General features: G+C 48.2%; 24 protein-coding genes. 8 read left to right on the forward strand and 16 right to left on the reverse strand.

Annotated elements, in window-relative coordinates:
• Both BGO59_RS18160 and BGO59_RS18165 read left to right on the forward strand, forming a co-directional pair.
• Positions 1 to 1,173 (forward strand): sodium/proton-translocating pyrophosphatase (locus BGO59_RS18160; RefSeq protein ID WP_293685328.1); only part of this gene is annotated, 1,173 nt, incomplete at its 5' end.
• 68 nt (positions 1,174 to 1,241) lie between these two features.
• Positions 1,242 to 2,039 carry a M28 family peptidase gene (locus BGO59_RS18165; protein WP_293685330.1) on the forward strand — a complete coding sequence of 266 codons (798 nt, stop codon included), beginning with the start codon at positions 1,242 to 1,244 and terminating at the stop codon, positions 2,037 to 2,039.
• 200 nt (positions 2,040 to 2,239) lie between these two features.
• On the opposite strand, the gene BGO59_RS18170 is transcribed toward BGO59_RS18165, so the two are convergent.
• From BGO59_RS18170 to BGO59_RS18230, 13 genes are all read right to left on the reverse strand, one after another.
• Positions 2,240 to 3,481: an efflux RND transporter periplasmic adaptor subunit gene (locus BGO59_RS18170; RefSeq protein WP_293685332.1), complete on the reverse strand. Its 1,242-nt coding sequence runs from the start codon at positions 3,479 to 3,481 to the stop codon at positions 2,240 to 2,242.
• Positions 3,482 to 3,678: 197 nt separating this feature from the next.
• On the reverse strand, positions 3,679 to 4,020 hold the full coding sequence (locus BGO59_RS18175; RefSeq protein ID WP_293685334.1) for a YtxH domain-containing protein: 342 nt from the start codon (positions 4,018 to 4,020) through the stop codon (positions 3,679 to 3,681).
• A 50-nt stretch (positions 4,021 to 4,070) separates the two neighbouring features.
• Positions 4,071 to 4,322, reverse strand: coding sequence for a YtxH domain-containing protein (locus BGO59_RS18180; RefSeq protein WP_293685336.1), 252 nt, complete (start codon positions 4,320 to 4,322; stop codon positions 4,071 to 4,073).
• Positions 4,323 to 4,713: 391 nt separating this feature from the next.
• On the reverse strand, positions 4,714 to 5,640 hold the full coding sequence (locus BGO59_RS18185; RefSeq protein ID WP_293685338.1) for a hypothetical protein: 927 nt from the start codon (positions 5,638 to 5,640) through the stop codon (positions 4,714 to 4,716).
• Positions 5,641 to 5,667: 27 nt separating this feature from the next.
• Positions 5,668 to 6,135: a DM13 domain-containing protein gene (locus tag BGO59_RS18190; RefSeq protein ID WP_293685340.1), complete on the reverse strand. Its 468-nt coding sequence runs from the start codon at positions 6,133 to 6,135 to the stop codon at positions 5,668 to 5,670.
• A complete protein-coding gene (locus BGO59_RS18195; RefSeq protein ID WP_293685342.1) occupies positions 6,108 to 6,554 on the reverse strand; it encodes a YHS domain-containing (seleno)protein in 447 nt (148 codons plus the stop codon). Before BGO59_RS18195 ends, BGO59_RS18190 begins: the two co-directional genes overlap by 28 nt.
• Positions 6,555 to 6,566: 12 nt before the next feature.
• Positions 6,567 to 7,214, reverse strand: coding sequence for a peptide-methionine (S)-S-oxide reductase MsrA (gene msrA / locus BGO59_RS18200; protein WP_293685344.1), 648 nt, complete (start codon positions 7,212 to 7,214; stop codon positions 6,567 to 6,569).
• A 7-nt stretch (positions 7,215 to 7,221) separates the two neighbouring features.
• A complete protein-coding gene (msrB, locus tag BGO59_RS18205) occupies positions 7,222 to 7,731 on the reverse strand; it encodes a peptide-methionine (R)-S-oxide reductase MsrB (protein WP_293685346.1) in 510 nt (169 codons plus the stop codon).
• 18 nt (positions 7,732 to 7,749) lie between these two features.
• The gene (locus BGO59_RS18210; RefSeq protein WP_293685348.1) at positions 7,750 to 8,385 is read right to left on the reverse strand and encodes a LysE family transporter; all 636 of its coding nucleotides are present in this window, start codon (positions 8,383 to 8,385) and stop codon (positions 7,750 to 7,752) included.
• A 15-nt stretch (positions 8,386 to 8,400) separates the two neighbouring features.
• On the reverse strand, positions 8,401 to 8,904 hold the full coding sequence (locus tag BGO59_RS18215) for a DinB family protein (protein ID WP_293685350.1): 504 nt from the start codon (positions 8,902 to 8,904) through the stop codon (positions 8,401 to 8,403).
• A gap of 37 nt (positions 8,905 to 8,941) precedes the next feature.
• Positions 8,942 to 9,355, reverse strand: a complete 414-nt coding sequence (locus BGO59_RS18220) for a DoxX family protein (protein ID WP_293685352.1) — start codon at positions 9,353 to 9,355, stop codon at positions 8,942 to 8,944.
• A 23-nt stretch (positions 9,356 to 9,378) separates the two neighbouring features.
• The gene (locus BGO59_RS18225) at positions 9,379 to 9,852 is read right to left on the reverse strand and encodes a YHS domain-containing (seleno)protein (protein WP_293685354.1); all 474 of its coding nucleotides are present in this window, start codon (positions 9,850 to 9,852) and stop codon (positions 9,379 to 9,381) included.
• A gap of 62 nt (positions 9,853 to 9,914) precedes the next feature.
• Positions 9,915 to 10,112, reverse strand: coding sequence for a hypothetical protein (locus BGO59_RS18230; protein WP_293685356.1), 198 nt, complete (start codon positions 10,110 to 10,112; stop codon positions 9,915 to 9,917).
• A 74-nt stretch (positions 10,113 to 10,186) separates the two neighbouring features.
• Here BGO59_RS18230 and BGO59_RS18235 point away from each other — a divergent pair, with 74 nt between their 5' ends.
• The gene (locus tag BGO59_RS18235; RefSeq protein ID WP_293685358.1) at positions 10,187 to 12,505 is read left to right on the forward strand and encodes an ATP-binding protein; all 2,319 of its coding nucleotides are present in this window, start codon (positions 10,187 to 10,189) and stop codon (positions 12,503 to 12,505) included.
• Entirely contained in the window at positions 12,502 to 14,034 is a 1,533-nt protein-coding gene (locus BGO59_RS18240; RefSeq protein WP_293685360.1) for a sigma-54 dependent transcriptional regulator, read from the forward strand. The genes BGO59_RS18235 and BGO59_RS18240 overlap by 4 nt, the downstream gene beginning before the upstream one ends.
• A gap of 217 nt (positions 14,035 to 14,251) precedes the next feature.
• On the opposite strand, the gene BGO59_RS18245 is transcribed toward BGO59_RS18240, so the two are convergent.
• The gene (locus BGO59_RS18245) at positions 14,252 to 14,800 is read right to left on the reverse strand and encodes a carboxymuconolactone decarboxylase family protein (RefSeq protein WP_293685362.1); all 549 of its coding nucleotides are present in this window, start codon (positions 14,798 to 14,800) and stop codon (positions 14,252 to 14,254) included.
• 106 nt (positions 14,801 to 14,906) lie between these two features.
• Positions 14,907 to 15,503, reverse strand: a complete 597-nt coding sequence (locus tag BGO59_RS18250; protein WP_293685364.1) for a Crp/Fnr family transcriptional regulator — start codon at positions 15,501 to 15,503, stop codon at positions 14,907 to 14,909.
• A 293-nt stretch (positions 15,504 to 15,796) separates the two neighbouring features.
• Here BGO59_RS18250 and BGO59_RS18255 point away from each other — a divergent pair, with 293 nt between their 5' ends.
• The 3 genes from BGO59_RS18255 to BGO59_RS18265 all read left to right on the forward strand — a co-directional run bounded on the left by BGO59_RS18255 (position 15,797) and on the right by BGO59_RS18265 (position 20,013).
• Positions 15,797 to 16,522 (forward strand): NRDE family protein, encoded by a 726-nt coding sequence (locus BGO59_RS18255; protein WP_293685366.1) that lies wholly within the window; start codon positions 15,797 to 15,799, stop codon positions 16,520 to 16,522.
• Positions 16,509 to 17,612: a hypothetical protein gene (locus tag BGO59_RS18260; protein ID WP_293685368.1), complete on the forward strand. Its 1,104-nt coding sequence runs from the start codon at positions 16,509 to 16,511 to the stop codon at positions 17,610 to 17,612. The genes BGO59_RS18255 and BGO59_RS18260 overlap by 14 nt, the downstream gene beginning before the upstream one ends.
• Positions 17,613 to 18,174: 562 nt before the next feature.
• A complete protein-coding gene (locus tag BGO59_RS18265; RefSeq protein ID WP_293685370.1) occupies positions 18,175 to 20,013 on the forward strand; it encodes a right-handed parallel beta-helix repeat-containing protein in 1,839 nt (612 codons plus the stop codon).
• Between the two features lie 88 nt (positions 20,014 to 20,101).
• Here BGO59_RS18265 and BGO59_RS18270 read toward each other — a convergent pair whose 3' ends face one another.
• Entirely contained in the window at positions 20,102 to 21,025 is a 924-nt protein-coding gene (locus tag BGO59_RS18270; protein ID WP_293685372.1) for a LysR family transcriptional regulator, read from the reverse strand.
• A 92-nt stretch (positions 21,026 to 21,117) separates the two neighbouring features.
• Here BGO59_RS18270 and BGO59_RS18275 point away from each other — a divergent pair, with 92 nt between their 5' ends.
• Complete coding sequence (locus tag BGO59_RS18275) at positions 21,118 to 21,414, forward strand: hypothetical protein (RefSeq protein WP_293685374.1); 297 nt, start codon at positions 21,118 to 21,120, stop codon at positions 21,412 to 21,414.
• The last annotated feature ends 289 nt before the right edge of the window (positions 21,415 to 21,703 follow it).

The raw sequence follows: 21,703 nt of genomic DNA on the forward strand, positions 1-21,703 counted from the left end.
GCCTTTGTAGGGATTTCGGGTATTTCGGCTATCGATATTTACAAAGCTGACGTATTGGCTGGCTTATTTGTTGGAGCCATGATTCCGTTTATTTTTTCGTCGCTGGCGATTGCGGCTGTGGGTCGTGCTGCCATGAAAATGGTGGAAGAGGTTCGTCGTCAGTTCCGCGAAATTCCGGGTATTCTGGAAGGGACGGGTAAGCCTGAATACGAAAAATGTGTAGCTATATCAACACAGGCGTCGATTCGGGAGATGGTATTACCTGGGGCTATAGCCCTGACTGTTCCTGTGATTGTTGGCTTTATTTTCGGGCCTGAAGTACTGGGCGGTCTGCTGGCTGGGGTAACGGTTTCGGGGGTATTGATGGGGATTTTCCAGAACAATGCCGGTGGTGCCTGGGACAACGCCAAGAAGTCGTTCGAAAAAGGCGTCGATATCAATGGACAGACCTACTATAAAAAATCGGAGCCACACAAAGCGTCGGTAACGGGCGATACAGTAGGTGACCCCTTCAAGGATACATCGGGGCCATCAATGAACATTCTTATTAAACTGATGTCGATTGTGTCGTTGGTGATTGCGCCTTACATCGCGGTTCAGTCGTCTGAAACACCGGGTTATAATAAGGAAGGTAAAGAAGCAGCTGGTACAGAACTTCCCCTCGAAGAATCGACAGCCGCCGACAATGATAAAGTGAGTACACCCAATGCAAAACTGGGTGAGTTCAGCGTTCAAAAACTGACCAGTGGTGTTGAGTTAAACATCCCGGAGTTTGGTGTTGAAAATAAGCTGCTGGCGTTCATCAAAAGTGATAAACCTGTAGACAAGACCACCTGGTTCGATTTTGACCGGCTGTTGTTTCAGACGGGGAGTGCTACCCTTGAGCCACAATCGCAGGAGCAGTTGAAGAACATTGCTGAAATCCTGAAAGCCTATCCAAATGTGACTATCAAACTAGGTGGTTATACCGATAATACGGGGAATGCAGCTGCTAACCTGAAACTTTCGCAGGATCGGGCCAACTCGGTTCGGGGGGAGCTGGAAAAAATGGATATTTCGAAAGATCGGCTAGAGGCAGAAGGCTACGGCCAGGAACATCCTGTTGCCTCCAATGAAACGGAAGAGGGCCGTGCGCAAAACCGCCGGATTTCTATTCGGGTGACGAAGAAATAAGCAACTTATGATACACAGAAAATGGTCGACTGCTACAGGTCGACCATTTTCTTTATTGTCGGATTGTAATGGACTTGCTGACAATTGTTCAAGATTTAGAAACACGCTCAATCGAGGGTAGGAGCCAATATATTTGCGCCTTTCTTGAGCAGCAGCAAATTGGTTATACGTTTCATCGATATGAATCGGGCAGAAATATTTTGGTTAATCATAAATCTACTAAACCACTAATTGTTATTAGTTCGCACTTTGATGTAGTACCTCTTTCGCCTGGAGCTAACGACAACGCTTCTGCGATAGCTGTCTGTTTGGCAATCTTAAATAAACTGGAATCATATACCTTTGTAAACTTTGATGTAGCTGTTTACTTCTTCGACGAGGAAGAGCATGGATTGAGAGGATCGAAGGCGTATGTTAGAGATTTTGGTATTGATCGAATTAAAGCGTTGATCAATCTTGAATTGGTGGGTCAGGGGGATAGATTTGCGCTTTGGCCTGTGAATGATTTATCTGCCGGACAAGTGCTAGGCGCATTTGAAGAGGCTGCTCATGAGTTGGCTGTTACTTCGCATAGATTTGATCAAATAGTGACCAATTCGGCTGATCATATTAGTTTCCAGAAAGCGGGTTTAGTAGATGCCTTTACTATAACCTGTGTTTCCGAAAGTGATTTACACGTTGCCTATCACTATTATAGAGCACTTGAGTTTGACGTCGATAAAAGCGTGTTACAGGAAATTATACAGCAAGCTCCTCTCTTTCAGCATTATCATAAGTCGACCGATTTAAGTACTTATCTATCGGAAGATTCTCTTCAAATGACGGTGAATACAATCTGGAACGCTTTGATAAGGTTGGATAACTAGAGTCCATATTATAAAGCTGTTTAAACTTTCCTGCTTACGAAAATGCCGCTTCGATGGGCCGATTCCTTCGTCAACAGGACAGAACACTCCTATTGTGGCTCCATTCGTAAAAGTTTAAACAGTTTCTGTGTAAATCATAAACACAAAGCGGAAGGCCATTCATTGTACCTTCTGCTTTGTGTTTATGATTTATGTAAGAACTAATTCCCCAGCGCGTTGTAAATCAATAAGTTGTTCGCTGTGACAACCCGGTCTCCGGGAGCCAGGCCACCTGCCAGATACGTTTTCGGACCAATTGACTTATAAATGTCTACCTCACGTACCATTGGCTGGTTCTTTTTATTAACCATCACCACAAAATTGCGGTTTTTGTCGAATACAACTGCTTTGGCTGGTATGGCTATCCGCTGATCGTGACCGGCATAGGTTACACTCACATTAGCAAACATTTCGGGTTTAAGCCGATAGTCAGCATTGTCCAGTGTAACCCGAACCTTCAGCGTTTTACTTTCAGGGTCGAGTACGTTGAAGATTTTGTCAATGCGCCCACGGAAGATTTTGTCAGGATAGGAGAGCGTTGTAATGGTTGCCTGATCGCCCTCTTTCACATTGGCGAGGTCTGACTCATACACGTTGGCTAAGACCCATACGTGATCCAGGTTGGAGATGGTAAATAAATTCTCAGGGTCATCGGAGCGGAGCTCCATTCCCTGAGCTGCTGTTTTTTCAACGATAAACCCACTAACCGGCGCTTTAACAATGTAGACCGAGCCGTTACCACCTACAATTCGACGGCGCTCGTTAACACGATTGACTTCGCCCTTGGCCGCTTCCAGTTGCTCTTTGCTGGCTACCAGATCTTTCTGGGAACTTAGTCCGGCTTTGGTCATATCTTCCGTAACCTGCATATTTTTCTGGGCCAGCGAAAGCTGACTGCGAGCGGATACAGCCTGCTGTTCTAAATCGGCAAGGTCACCCGAACGAATAACGGCCAGCGTTTGTCCTTTCTTTACATAATCGCCAAGATCGGCTTTCAGTGTTTCAATATGGCCGCCAACCAGCGGAAATACTTTAACGACCTGATCTTGGTTAAATGTGATTTTGCCCGTCAAATTCAATTCATTACGAGCATTTTCTAGTTTAGCAGTATCAAGAGTAGCAGTCGCCAGCAGATTTTTTTCCTGATGAACTTTAGACTCTTCAACAGCTGTCGACGATGTCGTTGAACTGTTGCAACTACTAAGCCCTACGAACATAAGTAAACTGGCACTTACAACGAGTGACCAATTCTGATGAGGCATTAATTGATCAGGATAACCAGGCAAGGGTAATCGGCCCGATTTTTCAAATGGATGCTCCTCGACAGGTATGATTGATATCAGTATAGGGGCAGGCTTAGGCCCAAACCAGGATCGAACTAGAGCAAGCAGGTACTTTTTCATAAGAGTGTTTCACGTTTAGCCAATCTGTTTACCTGACTGATCGGCTAAAATGATGAAACAAAAGTCTTCTTTGTTAATTAAAGAGCTCTTAAGGCCGCATTAAAAGGTCATTAAACACCTTAAATGAAGAAGCCCCATCTGGCATACAGATGGGGCTTCTTCATCTTTCAAAGACGTTGAGTAGATTCGGAGATCGACTAGTTCAGTTTAGCATTATCGGCTAACTGGTCGACTTTGTCATTATACTCTTCCTTAACGTTCTCTTTATTCTTGTTTAATGCAGCCTGAGCCTGATCTTTATACTGGTTGTACTGATCTTTTGCTTTATCTGCGTATTGATTCACCTGACTTTTGGCCTGTTCTAAGCCTTCCTTGACCTGCGAAACGCCTTTTTCCCATTGGTCTTTCAGATCGTCTGTGCGTTTGCTCGCTTCTTCCGTTAGCTTGTCACGCGTTTCTTTGCCACTGCGCGGAGCAGTCAGGATTCCGATAACGACACCTGTGATAATACCGGCCAGAAAATCTCTTGAGCTTCTCATAATTATATTGTGTGTTTTAGGTGAGTTTCGTTTTAGTTAATAAGCGTTGTCTAGTGTTTAGCCTTCCGCTTAACCTGAGTGGTTAACTCATGTGTTTTCTCAGCTGCCGAATCAACATAGTCATCATATTGCTTTTTAATGCTATCCAGACCCGTCTGGAGCTGATCCTGCAGATCTTTGAAAAACGTATCTGTTTCCGACGAAATGCGCTTACGGGTTTTTTTGCCGCTCTCGGGAGCCAGCAGAACACCTATGACTGCACCAACCGCTAATCCTACTAAAACTCCTGGTAATGATTTCATGGTTTCTAACTTTTGTGAATGACTTATGGTTCCAATGATGCTAAAGTAGTAGAAAATACTGTACCACAAAATGATATAGATAGGTAATATGCTGTAAGTTAATTGATTAAGCTAACTTAGATTTCGGGAGACTGAGGATTTTTTTCTACAATGACGTCCACGTTTTACGCATTTTTTTGAATTAGAGAAAAAAGTAACTTGGATTATACATAAGATTGGATGCCTCTAATAGAGGATATGGCTACTTGTCAAATGTAGCGAAATACCTGTTCCGACATTATGTTATCGTCAAAATACCTACTACTGCTCCTATACCGATCAGTCAGTGGCTGTAAAGCAGCTAAATAATAGTGAGGCTGTTCTATAACGGTTGTTAAATCGTCTCCTAATTCTAAAAACTCCAGCTCACTTCCGGGGCAAATACAAAACTTCGGGTGAGGCCGTCGGGACGAACTTCGCGAACTATCAGCGGCATGCCCACTGTAAATCCCAACCGTATTTTTGTACTCAGGTTGTACCAGCCCGCCACTGTTGCGTTGAGTGTCAGCCCTTCCGAACCTGTAATAGCCAGTGACCGACTGTTTTGGTCATTATAAGTATCCTGTCCCAGGTGATAGATACCTAATAAGCCGATATTCAGGTTTAGCCGAGACTGGTTTAGTAGGGTGTATGCCGCCCGGCCCAGTACGTCAGCTTTGCGGTTGAACTGGTTCGAGGGTGGATAGGCTCGTGCTTCGGGCCGGGTATCCGACCCTGGTAAAAACATGTTGGCATTAGACCCTGTCAATGGCTGCTGCCAGCCTGCCGATAACTGCCAGCGGGAACTGTTCACCGATAGCCCCATTATCAGGTCGACCGTTCCGAGGCTGCTCTGGTACTGCATGGGCAACGGATTGCCATTGACCTTCAAGTTGGCATTACTCAGGGGGAGTTTGGCCCCGAGGGTAAGGCCCGTTCGCCAACGGGCCTTTGCGGGAAAGCTGTATGTGCCCGACAAAAATACATCACCGAGACCTGTAACGCTGCCCAAATCGCCACTCGCGTAGTTGGCCGTCAGCTTTGCCTGAATGGCCCACCTGGCCGAAAAAATGCGGTCATACTGAAGTCCCGGCGTAAAAACGAGTACCGATTGGTCACCTAGTCCCAGTGGTAACAGGAGCGTTACCCGCTGTTTCGCTGAATCGGCCTGAGCATGCTGTTTAAGGGCTCCGATGGTACAGAAACCCGCATCGCTGCATCCCTGCGCCTGTACTGCTGACTGGGTAAGGAGACCAAAAACTGCCAGCATACTGCCCCGGAGAAATGACTTATTTATCATCTGGTTGATCATGGAAAAGTAAATCGTCTAGTTGAGTTCAGCATTGCCGAAATGAACCGAAAACCGCTTGCACCAGATCAGCACATAGCGCTGGTGGTTCATGGATATACCTGTTGGGACAGGCACATAAAAATTCCCCGTTGCTGAGAGCATCGTAACTTCCGTAAACGACTTTGCCTCGGTATCGGCTGCGAGATAAATCCGGAGGTCGGGGCCGGTATCACTGTTGAAATCGGTAAATACCAGCGTTTGCTGACCATCTTTTTCATACAACTGAACGGTACCACTCACCGCGTGAACTCCGTTTATAAACTGCCCCTTAGCCAGAAGTTTTTGACCCCCATTGTCAAACGGCTGCATGGACATACCGACGCTTACGGGCGTTCCGTTACTTCCTAGCGGGATCAATTCCTGATCCTTCACACAAGCGGCAAGGACCACGATGAGTAACAGCAGAAAACCCCGCTTCATTTGGTGGTTTTGATTTCGTTCCACTGTTTATCGGCCTTTTCGATGTAGCCAGCCCGGTCTTTGTCCCATGTCTCCCGTACTTTGGTATTGTAGTTCAGGTATAGTTTGCCAGCTTCGATGGTCCAGGCATTGGGTTCGGTGGGGGCTTTGTAACCGCGTGAGGTGCCAAAAGCGCAATATCCACCGTACTGTGGAGCATATTTGGCCGGATCAGCCCTGAACAAATTCAGGTTAGCCTGACTGGCAAACTGCCAGTTGGCGCCATCATACGTGTAGGTCAGCAGCGAATCACCTTTGACGGGCTTACCCTCCGTAAAATAAGCTACAGGATCGTACCCGTGAATGGCTTTCCCGTTGGTTGAAAATACTACAGGTTTCTGCGCAAAAGCCATATTTACGCTGAACAGAGTCAGTAGCAATAGGATCAAAAAATTGATTTTCATGATATTGTTTGTTTAAAAAGGATAGTTGTCTGATTTGAGTTTGCCCTGCATGGCGTGTCGTAACTTTTCCACTTTGGGGATAGACAACTGCCGGATATAAGGTTGATCAGGATGTAGCTTACAGTAGTTCTGGTGGTACTTTTCGGCGGGGTAAAACACCTCATACGGTACCACTTCAGTGACTACTTTTCCGGCGTAATGCCCTGATGCATTCACCCGTTTAATGGCTGCTTCGATCTCCGCTTTTTCGGCGGCATTCCGGTAAAATGCAACCGACCGGTAGTCGCGGCCTACATCGGGACCTTGCCGGTTGAGCGTAGTAGGGTCGTGACCGGCAAAAAACGCGTCGAGCAAATCGCGGTAGCTAATCACCTTCGGATCGTAATACACCTGGACAGATTCGGCATGACCGGTTTCGTCAGTACCGACCTCACGATAGGTTGGATTTTTCACAAACCCGCCCGAATACCCGGAAATAACTTCACGGACACCTTTCAGTTGGTCGAAGCCTTCTTCCTGTGCCCAGAAGCAGCCACCTGCAAAGGTAGCAACGGCCTCTCCGTCTTTGAGTTTGGGAAGTTGGACAGGGGCCGTGTCCAAGGGTTGCGCCTGACTGGTCAAACTGATCAGCAGCAGGGCTAAAAATGAAGGAAATCTCATGGCCGTGCTATTTTTTGATAAACTCTAACGCTACACCGTTTATGCAGTACCGTAGGCCCGTTGGTGCCGGGCCGTCCTCAAAAACATGGCCAAGATGGGCATCACACACCGCACACTGCACCTCTGTGCGTACCATGCCGTAGGTGGTATCTTTCAACTCCTTCACAATTTGCCTGCTGATGGGCGCGTAAAAACTGGGCCAGCCCGTACCGGACTCAAACTTAGTGGTTGACCGGAATAAAGGTTCGTGGCAACAGACGCAATGAAAGGTGCCTGCTTCGTGGTTATCAGCCAGGGGGCTGGTAAACGCGCGTTCGGTACCATGCTGACGAGTCACATAAAACTGCTGCGGGGTCAGGAGTTTTTTCCATTCCGCTTCCGTTTTCTCAACCCGGCGGGGTGCCGTGTCAGGCAAGGTAAGTCGTTCGGGCCGGAGGTGAAACGAAAACAAGGGGATTAGAACCAGGCTTCCCATCAGGAGCCGGCTAATCGTGTTGCTGATTGATTGTTGTTTCATGTGTTTTTGGGATTGTGTTTACTGTAAAAACTGGTATATGATCTGCAAAGCCGCCATCCCGATAAACAACCCGCCGGTAACACCATTGTACCAGCGGCCATTAAGGTAGCGGGCTACACGCTGCCGCTGCCGGTCGGCCAGCCAAACCAGGCTGAGCAGCAGCACAAAGGCTCCTGCCGAAGTGCCTGCGGCAAACACCCATTCAGCGCCTGAGCGGTCTGCCGGAACAACCATACTTTGGTTCAGATACAACCATACTGCCGACCAGAAGGGTAGTAACTGCGGGTTTGTCCCCGCTAACGCCATGCCTTTCCAGAAAGGGACAAACCGGCTCACCGTAGCGTGACCCACTTCTGTTTTCAGCCTTACCGGTACTGCCTTTTGGCGAAACGTGGCTATGCCTGCCAACAGCAGCACCGGAATGGAAGTCAGTTCAATCGCCTGACCCAGTTGCGGTGACATCGGCAATAACATGAGTCCACCGGCGGCCAGGATACTGTAGGCCATTTCGGGCAGACTCCCCCCCAGAGCAAGCCATAATCCCGCCCGACGGCTTTGGCCAAGCGTTGTCTCAATCACGGCAAGATTCACCGTACCCGGATGCAGCGAACCCACGAAACTGATGACGGCAACCAACAGAAATAAGGTGAACATGCGTGATTTAACGGTTTAATGTTGATTGTTATACTGAATAGTTGAATAGGCTACCCCAAAATGGGCTGGCAGATACACCATTGGAAATGAGGCCCGAACCGCTACCTGAATCAGGGCCATGTGGTGAATGGCGTGCTCAATGTTGTAAAGCAGCTCACGGGCAAATGATGAGGGAATCAGTACCGGACAACTTGCCGATTCGGACAGATCGGCTTCCAGCCATAGCGTTTGATTCAGATCCAGTCGTTGAACAGCCCGGTCAATGGCGTCAATACGCCGGAAAGCTTCCTCCGTATCGACTTCAAGCCGCAGGTCCCGCTGCCGGCGGTCGTAATTCAACAGGCTTGTTGAAACACTGGCCACCAGCAGTTCATAAAACTCCAGAATGTGCCGGACGTGTTTACCAATGGTGTTACCCGATAACACATCGAGTGGCCGGGTATATTGATGAACCGGCAATTGGCCCACCACGTCGGCGAGCTGCATCAAAATATCGGTACTGGCGGATTTGAGCGACATAATTTTATTGAGCGAATGAGTGATTGGGCGAAAGCATCTACGCCACGCGGGAACGACCGGTTAACCCCTGAACAATTGGCAACCACTGTTGACGGGTGAGAGCAAGGATGACGATACAACTGATGGCAACCACAACGCCGAGGAAGAACAGATAGCCGCCATCGCCCAGTATGTCGATACCCAGAACAGTCAGGTGAGCTAAAATGGCCCCTGCCATCACACCCAATCCGATGCCCGCGCCAATCCAGCTCGTTCGCGGGATGAGAATGAGGATGGAGGCAATCAGCTCGATAACGCCCGATCCTATACGCCCCCAGGGCTCAACGCCTAGCCGGGAAAAAATGTAAACCGATTCGGCCTCTGCCCCAAATTTGAAATACAGCGTCTGGAGGAGAATGGTCGCTGCGCCTAAGCGGGCAGCCCAAAGCAGATAGAGAGGTAACTTTTGCATGAGTGCAGGTGGTTAGAGGTGGCTTATAATGTTGCAGGAACCAGCTTTCCCCAGTTGGCATCGGCTTTCCGGTGCAGATTAGCTTCGTCCTTGTTCCACTTGGGCAGGGTATTGTTGATGAAGCTGTGGTAAAACAAATACAGCTTGCCATCCAGAATTTTATACGTCTCGGGGTCTATTTCGACTTTCTCGCCGGTGGCGCCCATTGCATACGCACACCAGCCGCCGTACTGTGGTTCATATTTGTCGGGGTTGGACTGAAATGTTTTTAAGTTGGCTGCGGAGGCAAAGCGATAGGTTACATTTTTGTATGTAAACAAATTAGCGGCTGTGCCTTTGACGGCTTTATTCTGTGTGAAATAGGCAACCGGATCATATCCCTGAATAGCCAGACCATTTTCAAGATTAAATTCTTTTTTACGCGTAGCCGGATTCGATTGAGCGAAAGCCAGATGGGTTAGTCCCAGAGTTAGTGCGAAAAACAACAGTGTTTTCATGCCAGTTAGTCGATTCTGATTTGATGGATTTAACCGGCGGTTCTCAACCGCCTTGTTCATCATCAATTGCCAAATTCTGTTCCAACCGGATTCAGGAACCGCAAAATGCCTTCTTCCGGGTCTAAACCGCGATTTTTGTAATTCTTTCCCTCATCAACAGACGATGCCAACCCAAAAAAATCCCGATATTTCGTAATCGTTCCGAAATGACGTAGCTGGTTAAAAACGACACTGCCGGACATCTGCCTTAAAACCTTCACCTACCGCTGAATGGGCGTTTAATTGGTTGGCGTCGAAATTGCCCTTGTAAAAACGGAACAGGTCAAACTCAATCATGACAACCGCAGACCCCATCCCTGAACACGTACTCCGGCTTTCTCACTTTACGGTCGAGAATGCCCTGGAACCAATTTTACTGTTCGATGCCAGAGGGCGGGTTAGCCGGGCTAATCAGGCGGCCTTGCCACAATTGGGCCAATCCACGCAACAAGTGGAGGAGCTTCTGTTCTGGGACGTTTTTCATGAAACAGTTCCTGATGATTATGCGCGGTTCTGGCAAACAGTTCGCCAGCAGCATACACTGACCATTACGCTCAACCAGCTACGCGGACAGACGGAGGTCCGGCAGGTAGAGGTCGGGATGAATTTTGTGGCCTATGACGGTCAGTATTATCTCTGCTGTTTTCTGCGCGACATTACCGGGCGTTCCCAGCTGGACGATGCCCTGCGGCAGATTTCCGAAAATACCGCCACTGATATTGGTATCGATTTTTTTGAATCGCTCGTCAGGCAACTCACCGGAACACTGGGTGTGCAGTTTGCGATGGTTACCGAATGCGCTAATGTCGGTAAAACCCGCGTCCGCACGCTGGCCTTCAGCGTCAATAGCCGTCTGCACGAAAATATCGAATACGATTTGGCAGGTACACCCTGCGACATTGTCATGAAAGGCCGCGACTTTTATTCGCCCACCGACCTTGCCGAAAACTTCAGTCAGTCGGTTGGACTGGCTTCTTACCTCGGCGTACCGATCTATGACAAAGCCGGGGAAGTAGTTGGTCATCTGTCGGTGAGTGATTCCCGTCCGATGACCAATCATCATCGGTACATTGGCATCCTGCGTATTCTGGCTGCCCGTTCGGGGGCCGAGATTGCGCGGAAAGTGGCTGAAGAACGGCTCCGGCGCATTCAGGAACAACTGGAGGTGACCGTTCTGGAACGGACCCGCCAACTGGCTGAAGCCAAGGAGGAAGCCGAAGCCGCTAATCGCGCCAAAAGCGAGTTTCTGGCCACGATGAGTCATGAGCTACGAACTCCGCTGAACGGCATTCTGGGCTATACCCAGTTGTTCCGGCGTGATGCTGCCCTGTCGGCAAGCCACCAGAAAGGGGTACGGGTCATACACGATTGTGCCGAAACCCTGCTTTCGCTCATTAACGATGTGCTGGACTTGTCGAAAATTGAGGCCCGGAAAATGGAAGTCGAGCAGGATACCATTCACCTTCCCGAGCTGCTTCAGGCCATAACACAATCTATTCAGCTACGGGCCGAACAGAAGGGACTTGCCTTTGAAACGGAGTGGTCAGAACTGCTCCCTGCGTGGATACAGGGTGATGAACGCAAAATCCGGCAGATTCTGCTGAACATTTTGGGAAACGCCGTCAAGTTTACGTCAGCAGGGTCTATCACGTTCCGGGTTGACGGGCAGACGCAGGATGATAATACCATTCTCCGGTTTATTGTTGAAGATACCGGCGTAGGAATTGCCGGCGATCAGTTGACAAGCATCTTCAGGCCTTTTCAGCAGATTCGGGAATCCCGCGATTTTGTCGAAGGTACCGGCCTTGGCCTGGCTATCACTGATCAGTTAGTGCGGCTTATGCAGGGCAATCTGGAGGTATCGAGTCAGTCAGGTAAAGGCACCCGGTTTTGCCTGTCGATACCCGTAACGGTGCTGACGGAAGCAGGCCTGTCTGATCCTGAGCCTTCTCCATCGGGCTTGATCAGAGGGTATGAAGGAGTGCGGCAAACCATCCTGATTGCCGATGATGGCTGGGAAAACAGTACCATTCTGGCTGACTTACTTCGTCCGCTGGGATTCACCGTTTTGACTGCCCGGCATGGTGCAGAAGCCGTTGCTTTAGCCCGGCAAGAACTTCCCGACCTGATTCTGCTGGACATAGTTATGCCCCAACTCGACGGACCGGGTGCCTTGCAGCGGCTACGTGCTCATCCGCAAACACGGACGATCCCGGTGTTTGCCTGTTCGGCCCGGGTGTTCGAGCAGGACCGGCAGCGGGCATTGCAGGCTGGTTTCGATGGCTTCATCACCAAACCGGTTGACCTGGACGAGCTACTAACGAAAATCGGTCATCATTTGCCGATTCGTTGGATTACCGACGAGCCGGAAGCGAAAAGCAGCCGGTTCGAACCCACATCAGCTCCGGCTGCCATTCCGCACACAGACATCCTTAAGGTACTGTACAATGCCGCACTGATGGGCGACGTTCAGGAGGTGGTCAGGCTGCTCGATAACCTGGAACAGAAGGATCAGCAGTATTATGCTTTTACCGTTGAATTGCGCCGGGCAGCCAATTCGTTCGATACCGAAAAAATGAAAACTTTCCTGAGGGATTATTTAGCCGAACTATGAACCCATTTTTACGCGACCATGATGATCCCGAAGCAGTCAGCGGAAGTCCCGCCACCATCCTGATTGTGGACGACATGCCCAATAACATCAGTGTATTGTTTGAGACGCTGACGCGATTTAACTACAAAGTACTGGTGGCACGCGACGGCAAGAATGCCATCGAACAGGCGGGGCTTGCCCAACCTGATCTGATTTTGCTGGATGTAATGATGCCCGGCATGGACGGTTTTGAAACATGCCGCCGGCTGAAACAAAATCCGGCAACCGAGGTCATTCCGGTACTGTTTATGACCGCTTTAGCCGAGACCATCGACAAGGTAAACGGCTTCAATATGGGGGCAGTCGATTACATCACCAAACCATTTCAGCTACCCGAAGTACTGGCCCGTATCAATACCCACCTGATGCTGCGCCGACTGCAACAGGAACTGGAAGAAGCCAATACCCACCTCGAACAGCGTGTTGCCGAGCGGACAGAATCCCTCAGTAAGGCCCTGGCCGAAGTCGAGCGGTTAAAAAATCAGCTACAGGCCGAGAATACCTACCTTCGTGAGGAAATCCGTCAGGCCGGAACATTTGAGGAGATCGTCAGCCACAGTAAGGCATTCGCGGGTGTGCTCCGACAGGTTGAGCAGGTGGCCCCGACACCCATTACAGTTCTTATTCTGGGGGAGTCTGGCACGGGTAAGGAACTACTGGCCCGGGCGGTTCACAAACACAGTCCCCGTAAGAACAAACCCCTTATTAAAGTTAACTGCGCAGCCTTACCAGCCACCCTGATTGAAAGCGAGCTGTTTGGTCACGAGAAAGGCGCTTTTACCGGTGCTACGGGGCAGAAAACAGGGCGGTTTGAACTGGCCGATGGCGGCAGTATTTTCCTCGACGAAATCGGTGAGCTGCCGGTTGATCTGCAACCAAAACTCCTGCGGGTATTGCAGGAAGGTGAGTTTGAGCGGGTAGGAGGGAGCAAAACGTTACGGGTCAATGTGCGGGTTATTGCCGCGACCAACCGCAACCTGGAAAAGGAAGTGATCGATGGTCGTTTCCGCGAAGACCTTTATTACCGGCTGCATGTATTCCCGATTCAAAGCATTCCCCTGCGCGAACGAAAAGACGATATTCCGCTGCTGGTCCGGCATTTCTGCGATAAACACGGGGCAGGAATGGGTAAACGTATTGAGCAGATTCCGCAATCGGTCATTGACATCCTAACCGACTATAACTGGCCGGGCAATATCCGCGAGCTGGAAAACATCATCGAACGTTCGTTGATCATTTCTACCGGTAAAAAACTGGAATTGGGTAACTGGCCCGGACAAAGCCTGTTAAGCCTCCGCGCGAGTAGTACAGGCCCATCAAAACCGGTATTGCTGACGATGGAGGAATGCGAACGGCAGCATATTCTGGCCGTGCTGGAACACACGCGCTGGAAGGTGAGCGGAAAAAACGGTGCCGCCCAAATGCTGGATATGATTCCCACTACGCTGGACTCCCGAATGAAAAAGCTGGGTATCCGGCGGCCGGAATGAAAACTCCCTGGTTTACCGGTGCTATGCTACCATCGGGAAGCTACCATCCGGGAGTTCTATCAGCAGGGAGAGGATAAGGTTGTATTCCGGAAGAAGTTAGACGCTTAACGAACGTTGCCGCATTCCTTCAACGGAAACACGCGTACTCCAGCTCCAATAACAAACACCAGTCACCCCTACGTCTGTAGTGTGACTGGCTTTTGTATGATCAGGTGGCTTACAATTCTTTGGCCAATGGAAAATCAATAGGCAGTTGCGTGATCGCATGCAGGTAATTGCTGATGATTTTGTCGCCAATCACCATTATGACATCGATAAGGTTAGCTTCCGAATAACCGGCGTCAAAAAAAGCTTCTACGGTGTTCTGGCTGGCCTGTCCCCGATTCCCGACAATTGATGCCGTCAGTTTGGTGAGGGCGTTTAGCTTTTCGTTGAAAGACGCCTTGCCACCCCGTATTTCCAGAATCTGCTCTTCTGTAAAACCGTGCATTTTACCCAGAACTGTGTGTGCTGACTGACAGTAGCGGCAGCCGTTGATCTGGCTCGTCACGAGGTTAATGACCTCCCGCTCTTTAGGGCGTAATGTACTTTTCCGGTTTTGCAGGGTCAGGTAGTCGCTCAGTGCCGTTTCGTTTTTGCCAAAATAAGCGTACAGGTTAGGTACAAAACCCAGACCCTTTTGCAGAGAGTCAAAAATAGATTGGTTGGTTGTTGAAACTTCATCGCGGGTAGGAACGGAAAACGTTCTTGTCTCTACAGTTGTCATGGTATTGCTTGTTTAGCGTGTTTTTGTTTAATTCTGACCCTGCAAAGGTCGTACGCCAAACAGCCTTGTTCCGATGAACCAGATTAAGAAAAACGCTTGAAGCAGTTCAACTTTTTTTCCGCACCTTGTTATTACGGATTTTGGACAAAAACTCGGTGGTCATACCGAGGTAGGAGGCAAGGGCGTATTGCGGGACCCGACGGGCTATCTGCGGGTAATGCTGAAGAAAGTGGTCATACCGTTCCTCGGCAGATAATGTAAGGTTGGCAATCAGCCGCCGTTGCTGAAAAGCGAGACCCCGTTCGGCCATTTGTCTGAACAGGGATTCAAAACGGTGATTCGTCTGCTTAAGGATCTGTTCATGCTCGTAGTCGATCTGAAGTACTACACTGTCTTCGAGAGCAACCACAAACATTGTGGCCGGTTGTTGGTAGATATAGCTATTGTAATCGGTGATCCACCAATCCTCTACGGCAAACGAAATGGTGTGCTCCGAACCTTCTTCCCCAACAACATACGCCCGTAAGGCACCGGATACCACATAATTCCGGTGGTTGGCCGGAAAAGTAGGCTGTATAATGAATTGCCGCTTTTTGACTTTCATTTCCCGAAAGGCACCGGCAAACGTGGCCGCATCGCCAGTTGTCAATCCACCTAACCGACGGGCAAATTCAGCCAATTTCTGGTATCCTGCTGAGATCACTTTTTAGTTACGAATTAAGGTCTTTGTACGAAACGAAAGCTGTAGCCCCTTTCGCAAGGCCAATATCGTAAAAGAGCTTGATATGCCACACTACCGGATAACTCAGGTTACAGCAATTGTATCGTTTTATACCTGTGCTTTTCGGACTATTCAGGATACTTACGAAATATCGTGACAGAGGGGAGGCTAAAAAAGTGAGTTTTTTTTGAATAATTAATTGATTTTCAGTGTGCTGTGTTTTCTTTTCTTATGGTATCTGTCTTGCATTATGGTTGCTATAACGAATACGTACTATGTGTACAGCCACTTTTTTACCTCACCCTGCCGAAGGATTTATACTCACTCACAGTCGTGATGAGAAAACGGCTCGTCCTGCTGCTGAACCCGCCCTGCCACATGACCGTAACGGACAGGAACTGGTTTACCCCGAAGATCCGCTCGGAGGGGGCACCTGGATAGTTAGTTCAGTCAATACAACGGTTTGTCTGCTCAACGGCGGCTACAAAGCCCACAATCCACAGCCCCCATACCGCCACAGCCGGGGGCTGGTGCCGTTGCAAGTCTTCGATTATGAGACGATCGATGATTTTCTGGAGTACTATAACCCGTCTGGCCTGGAACCATTCACGCTGCTGCTGGCCCGGCCCGACCGGCTGGTTGAGGTGCGCTGGACCGGCAACCGCTTGTTTATCCATGAAAAAGATCCCAACCGTGCTCATATCTGGTCGTCGGTAACGCTGTACACCCCTGATGTGATTGAGACCCGCGACCACTGGTTTCGTGACTGGCTGTCTCATAACCCGTCTGCCACCACTGAGGCCATTCGTTTTTTTCATTTACATGCTGGCGAATCCGATGAAGCCAATGCCCTGCGTATGAACCGAAACAATAAACTAATGACCCTCAGTCTGACCACAGTAGCGCATACAAACGGGCAGGTGGCCATGCAATACGACGACCTGATCCGTCAGCAATCCAGTTTTCACCTTCTCCATTCCTGTGAACATGCAACCGCTTAGCCTTCCGAACCAAACTATCCGCTTATCACTGATCCGGTTATGCCGCAACCGGCTAACTCAACTGAGGCTGACTTACCCGTTTTTTATCCGGTTACGTTCCTGGGAATACTGGCCGTTTTGGGTCGTTTATGCACCGATCGGGGTATACTGGCTGTGGTTGTCGGTTAAAGCCCGCTCGTTTTTCTTTTTCTCGGCGGCTAACCCTTCTATCCTGACGGGTGGCTTGCTGGGCGAATCGAAAAAGAGTATTCTGGATAAAATCGATACCCGATACAAGCCCGAAACCTTGCTTATCAAAGCCGGGACGCCCATTAAAACAGTATGTCAACTCCTATCGCAGAAGGGAATACGGCTACCGGTTATTGCCAAGCCGGACGTGGGTGAACGGGGCTGGCAGGTTGAAAAAATCGAGAGATACGAAGGGCTTGTTGACTATTTACGGCAACAGAAAAATGATTTCCTGATTCAGGAATATGTGGATGAACCGCTGGAGTTCGGCGTGTTTTATTACCGGTTGCCAGGCCAGGTCAGGGGCGTAGTGACTTCTATTGTCCGGAAAGAATTTTTGGGTGTACGGGGTAATGGTTATAACTGCATTGAAGAACTGATCGCCCAAAACGAGCGAGCCATTTTGCAACTGCCCGCCCTGCGTCAACAGTGGGGAAAACGATTGCATGAAATTCCTGCCTCGGGGGTAGAAGTCCTGCTCGTTCCGATCGGCAACCACAGCCGGGGTACTAAATTCATGAATGCGAACCACCTGATTACGCCTGAACTCACTGCCCGCTTTGATGAAATCAGCGGATCTATTGACGGATTCTATTATGGACGTTATGATTTGCGGTGCCGAACCATTGCCGACCTGACAACAGGTCAGCACCTGAAAATTATGGAACTGAACGGGGCAGGGGCCGAACCCGCCCACATTTATCAGCCTGGTTTTCCGATTCTGGAAGCTTATCGGGTATTATTCCATCATTGGAACCTGTTATATCGGATCAGCCGGGAGAATAATCGTCGGGGTGTAAGGTATATGACATTGTCAGAGTCCTGGCAGATATGGAAACAGCTCAAGGCGAAGAAAGCCTGATTTTGCGTTCCCTCTGACAGCATCTTTTTAACACGAAGGTTCGTGATTTAAGCGGCTTGAGTACCCTGCCTACTCATCTGAAAGTCTATCATCTCCCGGTTATATTAGATGGGGCCAGTCGTATCGGCTCAACACATGTATGAGGCTTGTCTGAATTGTCTCCTCGATAGCCAGTTAGTTTTCTGGTAGCCCCTTTACCGATTGTACACCAATGTGGTGGCTGACAAAAATTGAAAAAGAAAGCTCTCTCGTTTCTTCGGGAATTGCTTGAAGACCGTCGAAATTACCGCTGAATGGGCTATGAAAAATAGTCCTAAACCTGTTTAGGTTTGGTGTACAAGGAGTGTGGCCAGCAACTAACGAGGTAGTTCACAAAGAGTGCCCGGCTACTTTTCGCAACACCTGATCCAAACGCTTTGTTTTCTCTATGCTTGAAGGATACAAGTCGTGTCTTGTAAAATCTGCTTTGGAAATGGAGTCATCACTCATCTGTACGAGTAGTGAATTTTGCAACATACACATAACAGGAATGGTTGTGAAATCAAATCTTAGGGAGAGAAGTATGAAGTCTGTTAAGTTAACGTTTTTCGGGGTATCTGTTCTCATCTCACTTTTCCTGATCTGTAACGATTTGGTAGCGCAGAGCCTGTCACCTTACCCAACAGTAAATTTGTACGTATCGCCAAAAGGAGATGACAGGAATCCGGGTTCGTTGAAACGTCCGTTTAAAACCATCGAAAAAGCAAAGCAGATGGTAGGCGACCTTCTGAAAACGAAAGCGGAACAAATCACGGTCACGTTACGGGGCGGTCGGTATGCGTTGGGACAAACCTTAACGTTCAATCAGCAGGACGCCGGGGAGAATTGTCGGGTAGTTTATCAGGCTTATCCGGGCGAAAAACCTGTACTATCTGGTGGGCAGAAAGTCTTTGGTTGGACGCTCCATAATGTCGGGCAAAACATATATAAGGCCTCTGTGGGAAATAGAAATTTCAGGCAGATTTATGTCAATGGTAAAGAAGCAGTACGGGCGAGGCAGCCAAATAGAGAAAATGAAACCGATTTCGGTCCTTACTTTCGACTGCTGCGGGCGAATGTGCAAAAGCAGGAGTTTACGATTGCACTAAAAGACTGGGATGCTGCAAAGCCGGTTGCCCAAAAAGAGGCCATGGAACTGGTCGTGCTTCCACACTGGCTTCACCAGAATGTACGCTACAAAAAAGACAGGATTGAAGGAGATTCTGTTCGGTTTGTCCCGGAAGATGCGGAACGAATGGCCGTTTTTAATAAGTACGACAACTACTACCGGAATGCACCTTTCTATTATGAAAATGCCTATGAGTTTATTGATGAGCCAGGAGAATGGTATTTGAATAAAGAGGAGGGAGTGCTGTACTATAAAGCTGAAAAGGACATTGATATAAGGCAGTTGGATGTCGAAATCCCGGTGCTGGACGTACTGATTGAGGTGACTGGCAGTCAGGAAAAGCCCGTTCAAAATCTGGAGTTCAGGGGGCTTACGTTAGAGTGTACAAACTGGACTAGCCCCTCAGAAGTTGGGTTATCGGCTACGCAATTCGTACTGCCTTATGGCCAACTTGCTAACCGGGCGTTTGCCAACCGCGCCTATCCGCAGGCTGCCTTTAAACTGATGAATGCCAAATATGTGACCATTCGCAACAACGTTATTCGTAATGCAGGCGCAAATGCCATCGTATTTTTTGCTAATGTGGATGACTCGCCGATAGACGGGAATACGATAACGAATATAGCCGCCAATGGTATTGTGATTGATGCACAGGGTAAAAAGAACGCCAGACCGGAAGAGCATTCGGATAGTGTCGTTATTGTCAATAATTCCATTTCAAAATGCGGGCAGGTGTATACCAACGGTGGTGGTGTGCTGGCTTATAATGTTCATGGGATGACCATTGAACACAACAATATTTTTGATATGCCCTATAGTGGTATTCAAGTGGGAGATCAGCCAGCAGGGTATGCGGATGTCGGATGTTATGCGAACCTGATCCGATTCAACCACATCCATCACTGTCTTCAGTTACACGATGATGGCGGAGGCATTTACACCTTAGGCGGCAATCAGCGTGGAACCCGCATCGAAGAAAATTACCTGCACGACATCAAGCGCAGCCAGTGGGCAGGTGAGTGGTATGTGGAAGCGATTTACCTGGATAACTACTCTCAGTTCATACGGGTAGCCAATAACGTCGTTTACAATGCTGAGGTGGGCGGACAGTACAACCATGCCCAAAATAATGAATTTACTACTAATGGCCCCGACATACCACAAAAGGCTGCTATCATTGCCAATGCCGGTATCAAGGTAAGGCCTAAAGCTGAAAGCAGCCCGAGCGTTCAGCAATCATCACGTAGGAAGTAGAAACTATACATACCCAATTCAATAAGGGAGGTAGTTAGATAATACTCTACTGGGTGAGCATAGGGTTCCTTTTTATTAATTGCTACCGTTATTGCCGATCGTAACCAGCAAACCGTTCGGATATGATTAGTTCTTTATTCAATTCCAGATAGTTCATGAACGCCTGTGAAATGGGTGAAAACGGTTTAGCTTTCAGCCAGATTAGGTTCCATGAGGTTTGCAGTGGTAGCCCGCTGACTGGTATAATTGTCATATCACCGCGTTGAATTTCACTCCGAATACCAATTAAGGGCATGATTGAATAGCCCAGTCCAGCCATGATTGCCTGTTTCACTGCTTCGTTTGATGTCAATTCCAGCTTTTTACGAACCTGAATCTGGTTGTCGGCGATAAATTTTTCCATCATGTAGCGTGTTCCTGAACCAGCCTCCCGGTAAATTAAAGGCAGGTTTTTCAATGCCTGGGGATCCAGCACCTGTGGTTGCGGAATGCCATTGGCGCCACCCACGAAATACAACTTATTGGGCATTAATTCGATTCGTTCTACAGTCAATTGCTGGGGCACTATCGAAACAAGCGCAAAGTCCACTTCATTATTGGCCAGACTTTCTAACACCATCTGCTTGTTGGTTACGTCCATTTTCAGATCAATCCCTTCGTGCGCCTGTAGAAAGCCAGCTAAGAAATAAGGCATCACATACTTACCCGTCGACACCACCGAGATGCGGAGTCTGCCAAACAGCAACCCTTTGTAGGACAAGGTTTTATAATTAATAGCATAGACTTCGTTCACGATTTTTTCGGCGGCCAGAGCAATCTCCCGACCAAAGTCGGTCAGGTATAATTTGCGGCCAATGATCTCCGTCAGGGGAATATCAAACTGATCCTGAAAGTTTTTGAGTTGAATCGAAACGGCAGGTTGGGTTAGATATAACTCGTCGGCCGCTTTTGTAATGCTCTGCGTTTGCGCGATTTTCAAAAATACCTGAAGTTGATGCAACGTGTAATTCATAAAAATTATTTATGGATAATATCAAAAATATAAATTTTCATTTATATTTTAAAGTCGTCACTTTTGTGTCATACATGATCTTAATTATACTTATGGAACACCAAATTGATCTAAAACTAATTGAGGGGGTATTTACTCATGAGGATGCCCGAGAAGTCCTATGTGGATTACTTACCTATAAGATTAACTTCCATGATTTGAAAAACTTTTCACACATGGAAAGGAAAGGAAAAGAGCATATCGATTCCTTAAAACGATTGACGGAGTTAAAAGCCGATAAAGACAGAATAGTATCCTGGTTAAAAGGAATTGAAAGTGGGGAAATGATCCGTATCCAATCTGAGATAAAGATATACGTAGAAAATGAGCAATTAGCCTTTAGTAACTAAGCACTTATTATGTAGCTTCAGGAACATTATCCTTCATGCGAAGGGGGGCATACTACAGTATGTGTCTTGGTCTATCCTTACTGTTGGGTTTGCAAGTTCAAAGACTGATTCATAATAAAGCCCATTCCTACCAATTCAATTATTAATAAGCCTCCTGGTAATCAGAATTTTGATTAGGTTTCAAATAGTCTATAAGTGAGATAATTAGTTATGGCTATACGAAACCGGATCAAGGACAATACTTGTGGAGCAACTTGGATTAAGCATATAACTGAGTGAGCCGATATAA

The organism is Spirosoma sp. 48-14 (assembly GCF_001898575.1).
GTDB lineage: Bacteria > Bacteroidota > Bacteroidia > Cytophagales > Spirosomataceae > Spirosoma.

What these genes read in the sequence shown, in the direction of transcription:
- BGO59_RS18270 (WP_293685372.1), bottom strand. Translation starts at nt 21,025, where the DNA reads ATGAATTACACGTTGCATCAACTTCAGGTATTTTTGAAAATCGCGCAA.
- BGO59_RS18210 (WP_293685348.1), bottom strand. Translation starts at nt 8,385, where the DNA reads ATGTTCACCTTATTTCTGTTGGTTGCCGTCATCAGTTTCGTGGGTTCG.
- BGO59_RS18170 (WP_293685332.1), bottom strand. Translation starts at nt 3,481, where the DNA reads ATGAAAAAGTACCTGCTTGCTCTAGTTCGATCCTGGTTTGGGCCTAAG.
- BGO59_RS18240 (WP_293685360.1), top strand. Translation starts at nt 12,502, where the DNA reads ATGAACCCATTTTTACGCGACCATGATGATCCCGAAGCAGTCAGCGGA.
- BGO59_RS18215 (WP_293685350.1), bottom strand. Translation starts at nt 8,904, where the DNA reads ATGTCGCTCAAATCCGCCAGTACCGATATTTTGATGCAGCTCGCCGAC.
- BGO59_RS18275 (WP_293685374.1), top strand. Translation starts at nt 21,118, where the DNA reads ATGGAACACCAAATTGATCTAAAACTAATTGAGGGGGTATTTACTCAT.
- BGO59_RS18265 (WP_293685370.1), top strand. Translation starts at nt 18,175, where the DNA reads ATGAAGTCTGTTAAGTTAACGTTTTTCGGGGTATCTGTTCTCATCTCA.
- BGO59_RS18225 (WP_293685354.1), bottom strand. Translation starts at nt 9,852, where the DNA reads ATGAAAACACTGTTGTTTTTCGCACTAACTCTGGGACTAACCCATCTG.
- BGO59_RS18245 (WP_293685362.1), bottom strand. Translation starts at nt 14,800, where the DNA reads ATGACAACTGTAGAGACAAGAACGTTTTCCGTTCCTACCCGCGATGAA.
- BGO59_RS18165 (WP_293685330.1), top strand. Translation starts at nt 1,242, where the DNA reads ATGGACTTGCTGACAATTGTTCAAGATTTAGAAACACGCTCAATCGAG.
- BGO59_RS18260 (WP_293685368.1), top strand. Translation starts at nt 16,509, where the DNA reads ATGCAACCGCTTAGCCTTCCGAACCAAACTATCCGCTTATCACTGATC.
- msrB (WP_293685346.1), bottom strand. Translation starts at nt 7,731, where the DNA reads ATGAAACAACAATCAATCAGCAACACGATTAGCCGGCTCCTGATGGGA.
- BGO59_RS18185 (WP_293685338.1), bottom strand. Translation starts at nt 5,640, where the DNA reads ATGATAAATAAGTCATTTCTCCGGGGCAGTATGCTGGCAGTTTTTGGT.
- BGO59_RS18255 (WP_293685366.1), top strand. Translation starts at nt 15,797, where the DNA reads ATGTGTACAGCCACTTTTTTACCTCACCCTGCCGAAGGATTTATACTC.
- BGO59_RS18180 (WP_293685336.1), bottom strand. Translation starts at nt 4,322, where the DNA reads ATGAAATCATTACCAGGAGTTTTAGTAGGATTAGCGGTTGGTGCAGTC.
- msrA (WP_293685344.1), bottom strand. Translation starts at nt 7,214, where the DNA reads ATGAGATTTCCTTCATTTTTAGCCCTGCTGCTGATCAGTTTGACCAGT.
- BGO59_RS18195 (WP_293685342.1), bottom strand. Translation starts at nt 6,554, where the DNA reads ATGAAAATCAATTTTTTGATCCTATTGCTACTGACTCTGTTCAGCGTA.
- BGO59_RS18235 (WP_293685358.1), top strand. Translation starts at nt 10,187, where the DNA reads ATGACAACCGCAGACCCCATCCCTGAACACGTACTCCGGCTTTCTCAC.
- BGO59_RS18175 (WP_293685334.1), bottom strand. Translation starts at nt 4,020, where the DNA reads ATGAGAAGCTCAAGAGATTTTCTGGCCGGTATTATCACAGGTGTCGTT.
- BGO59_RS18220 (WP_293685352.1), bottom strand. Translation starts at nt 9,355, where the DNA reads ATGCAAAAGTTACCTCTCTATCTGCTTTGGGCTGCCCGCTTAGGCGCA.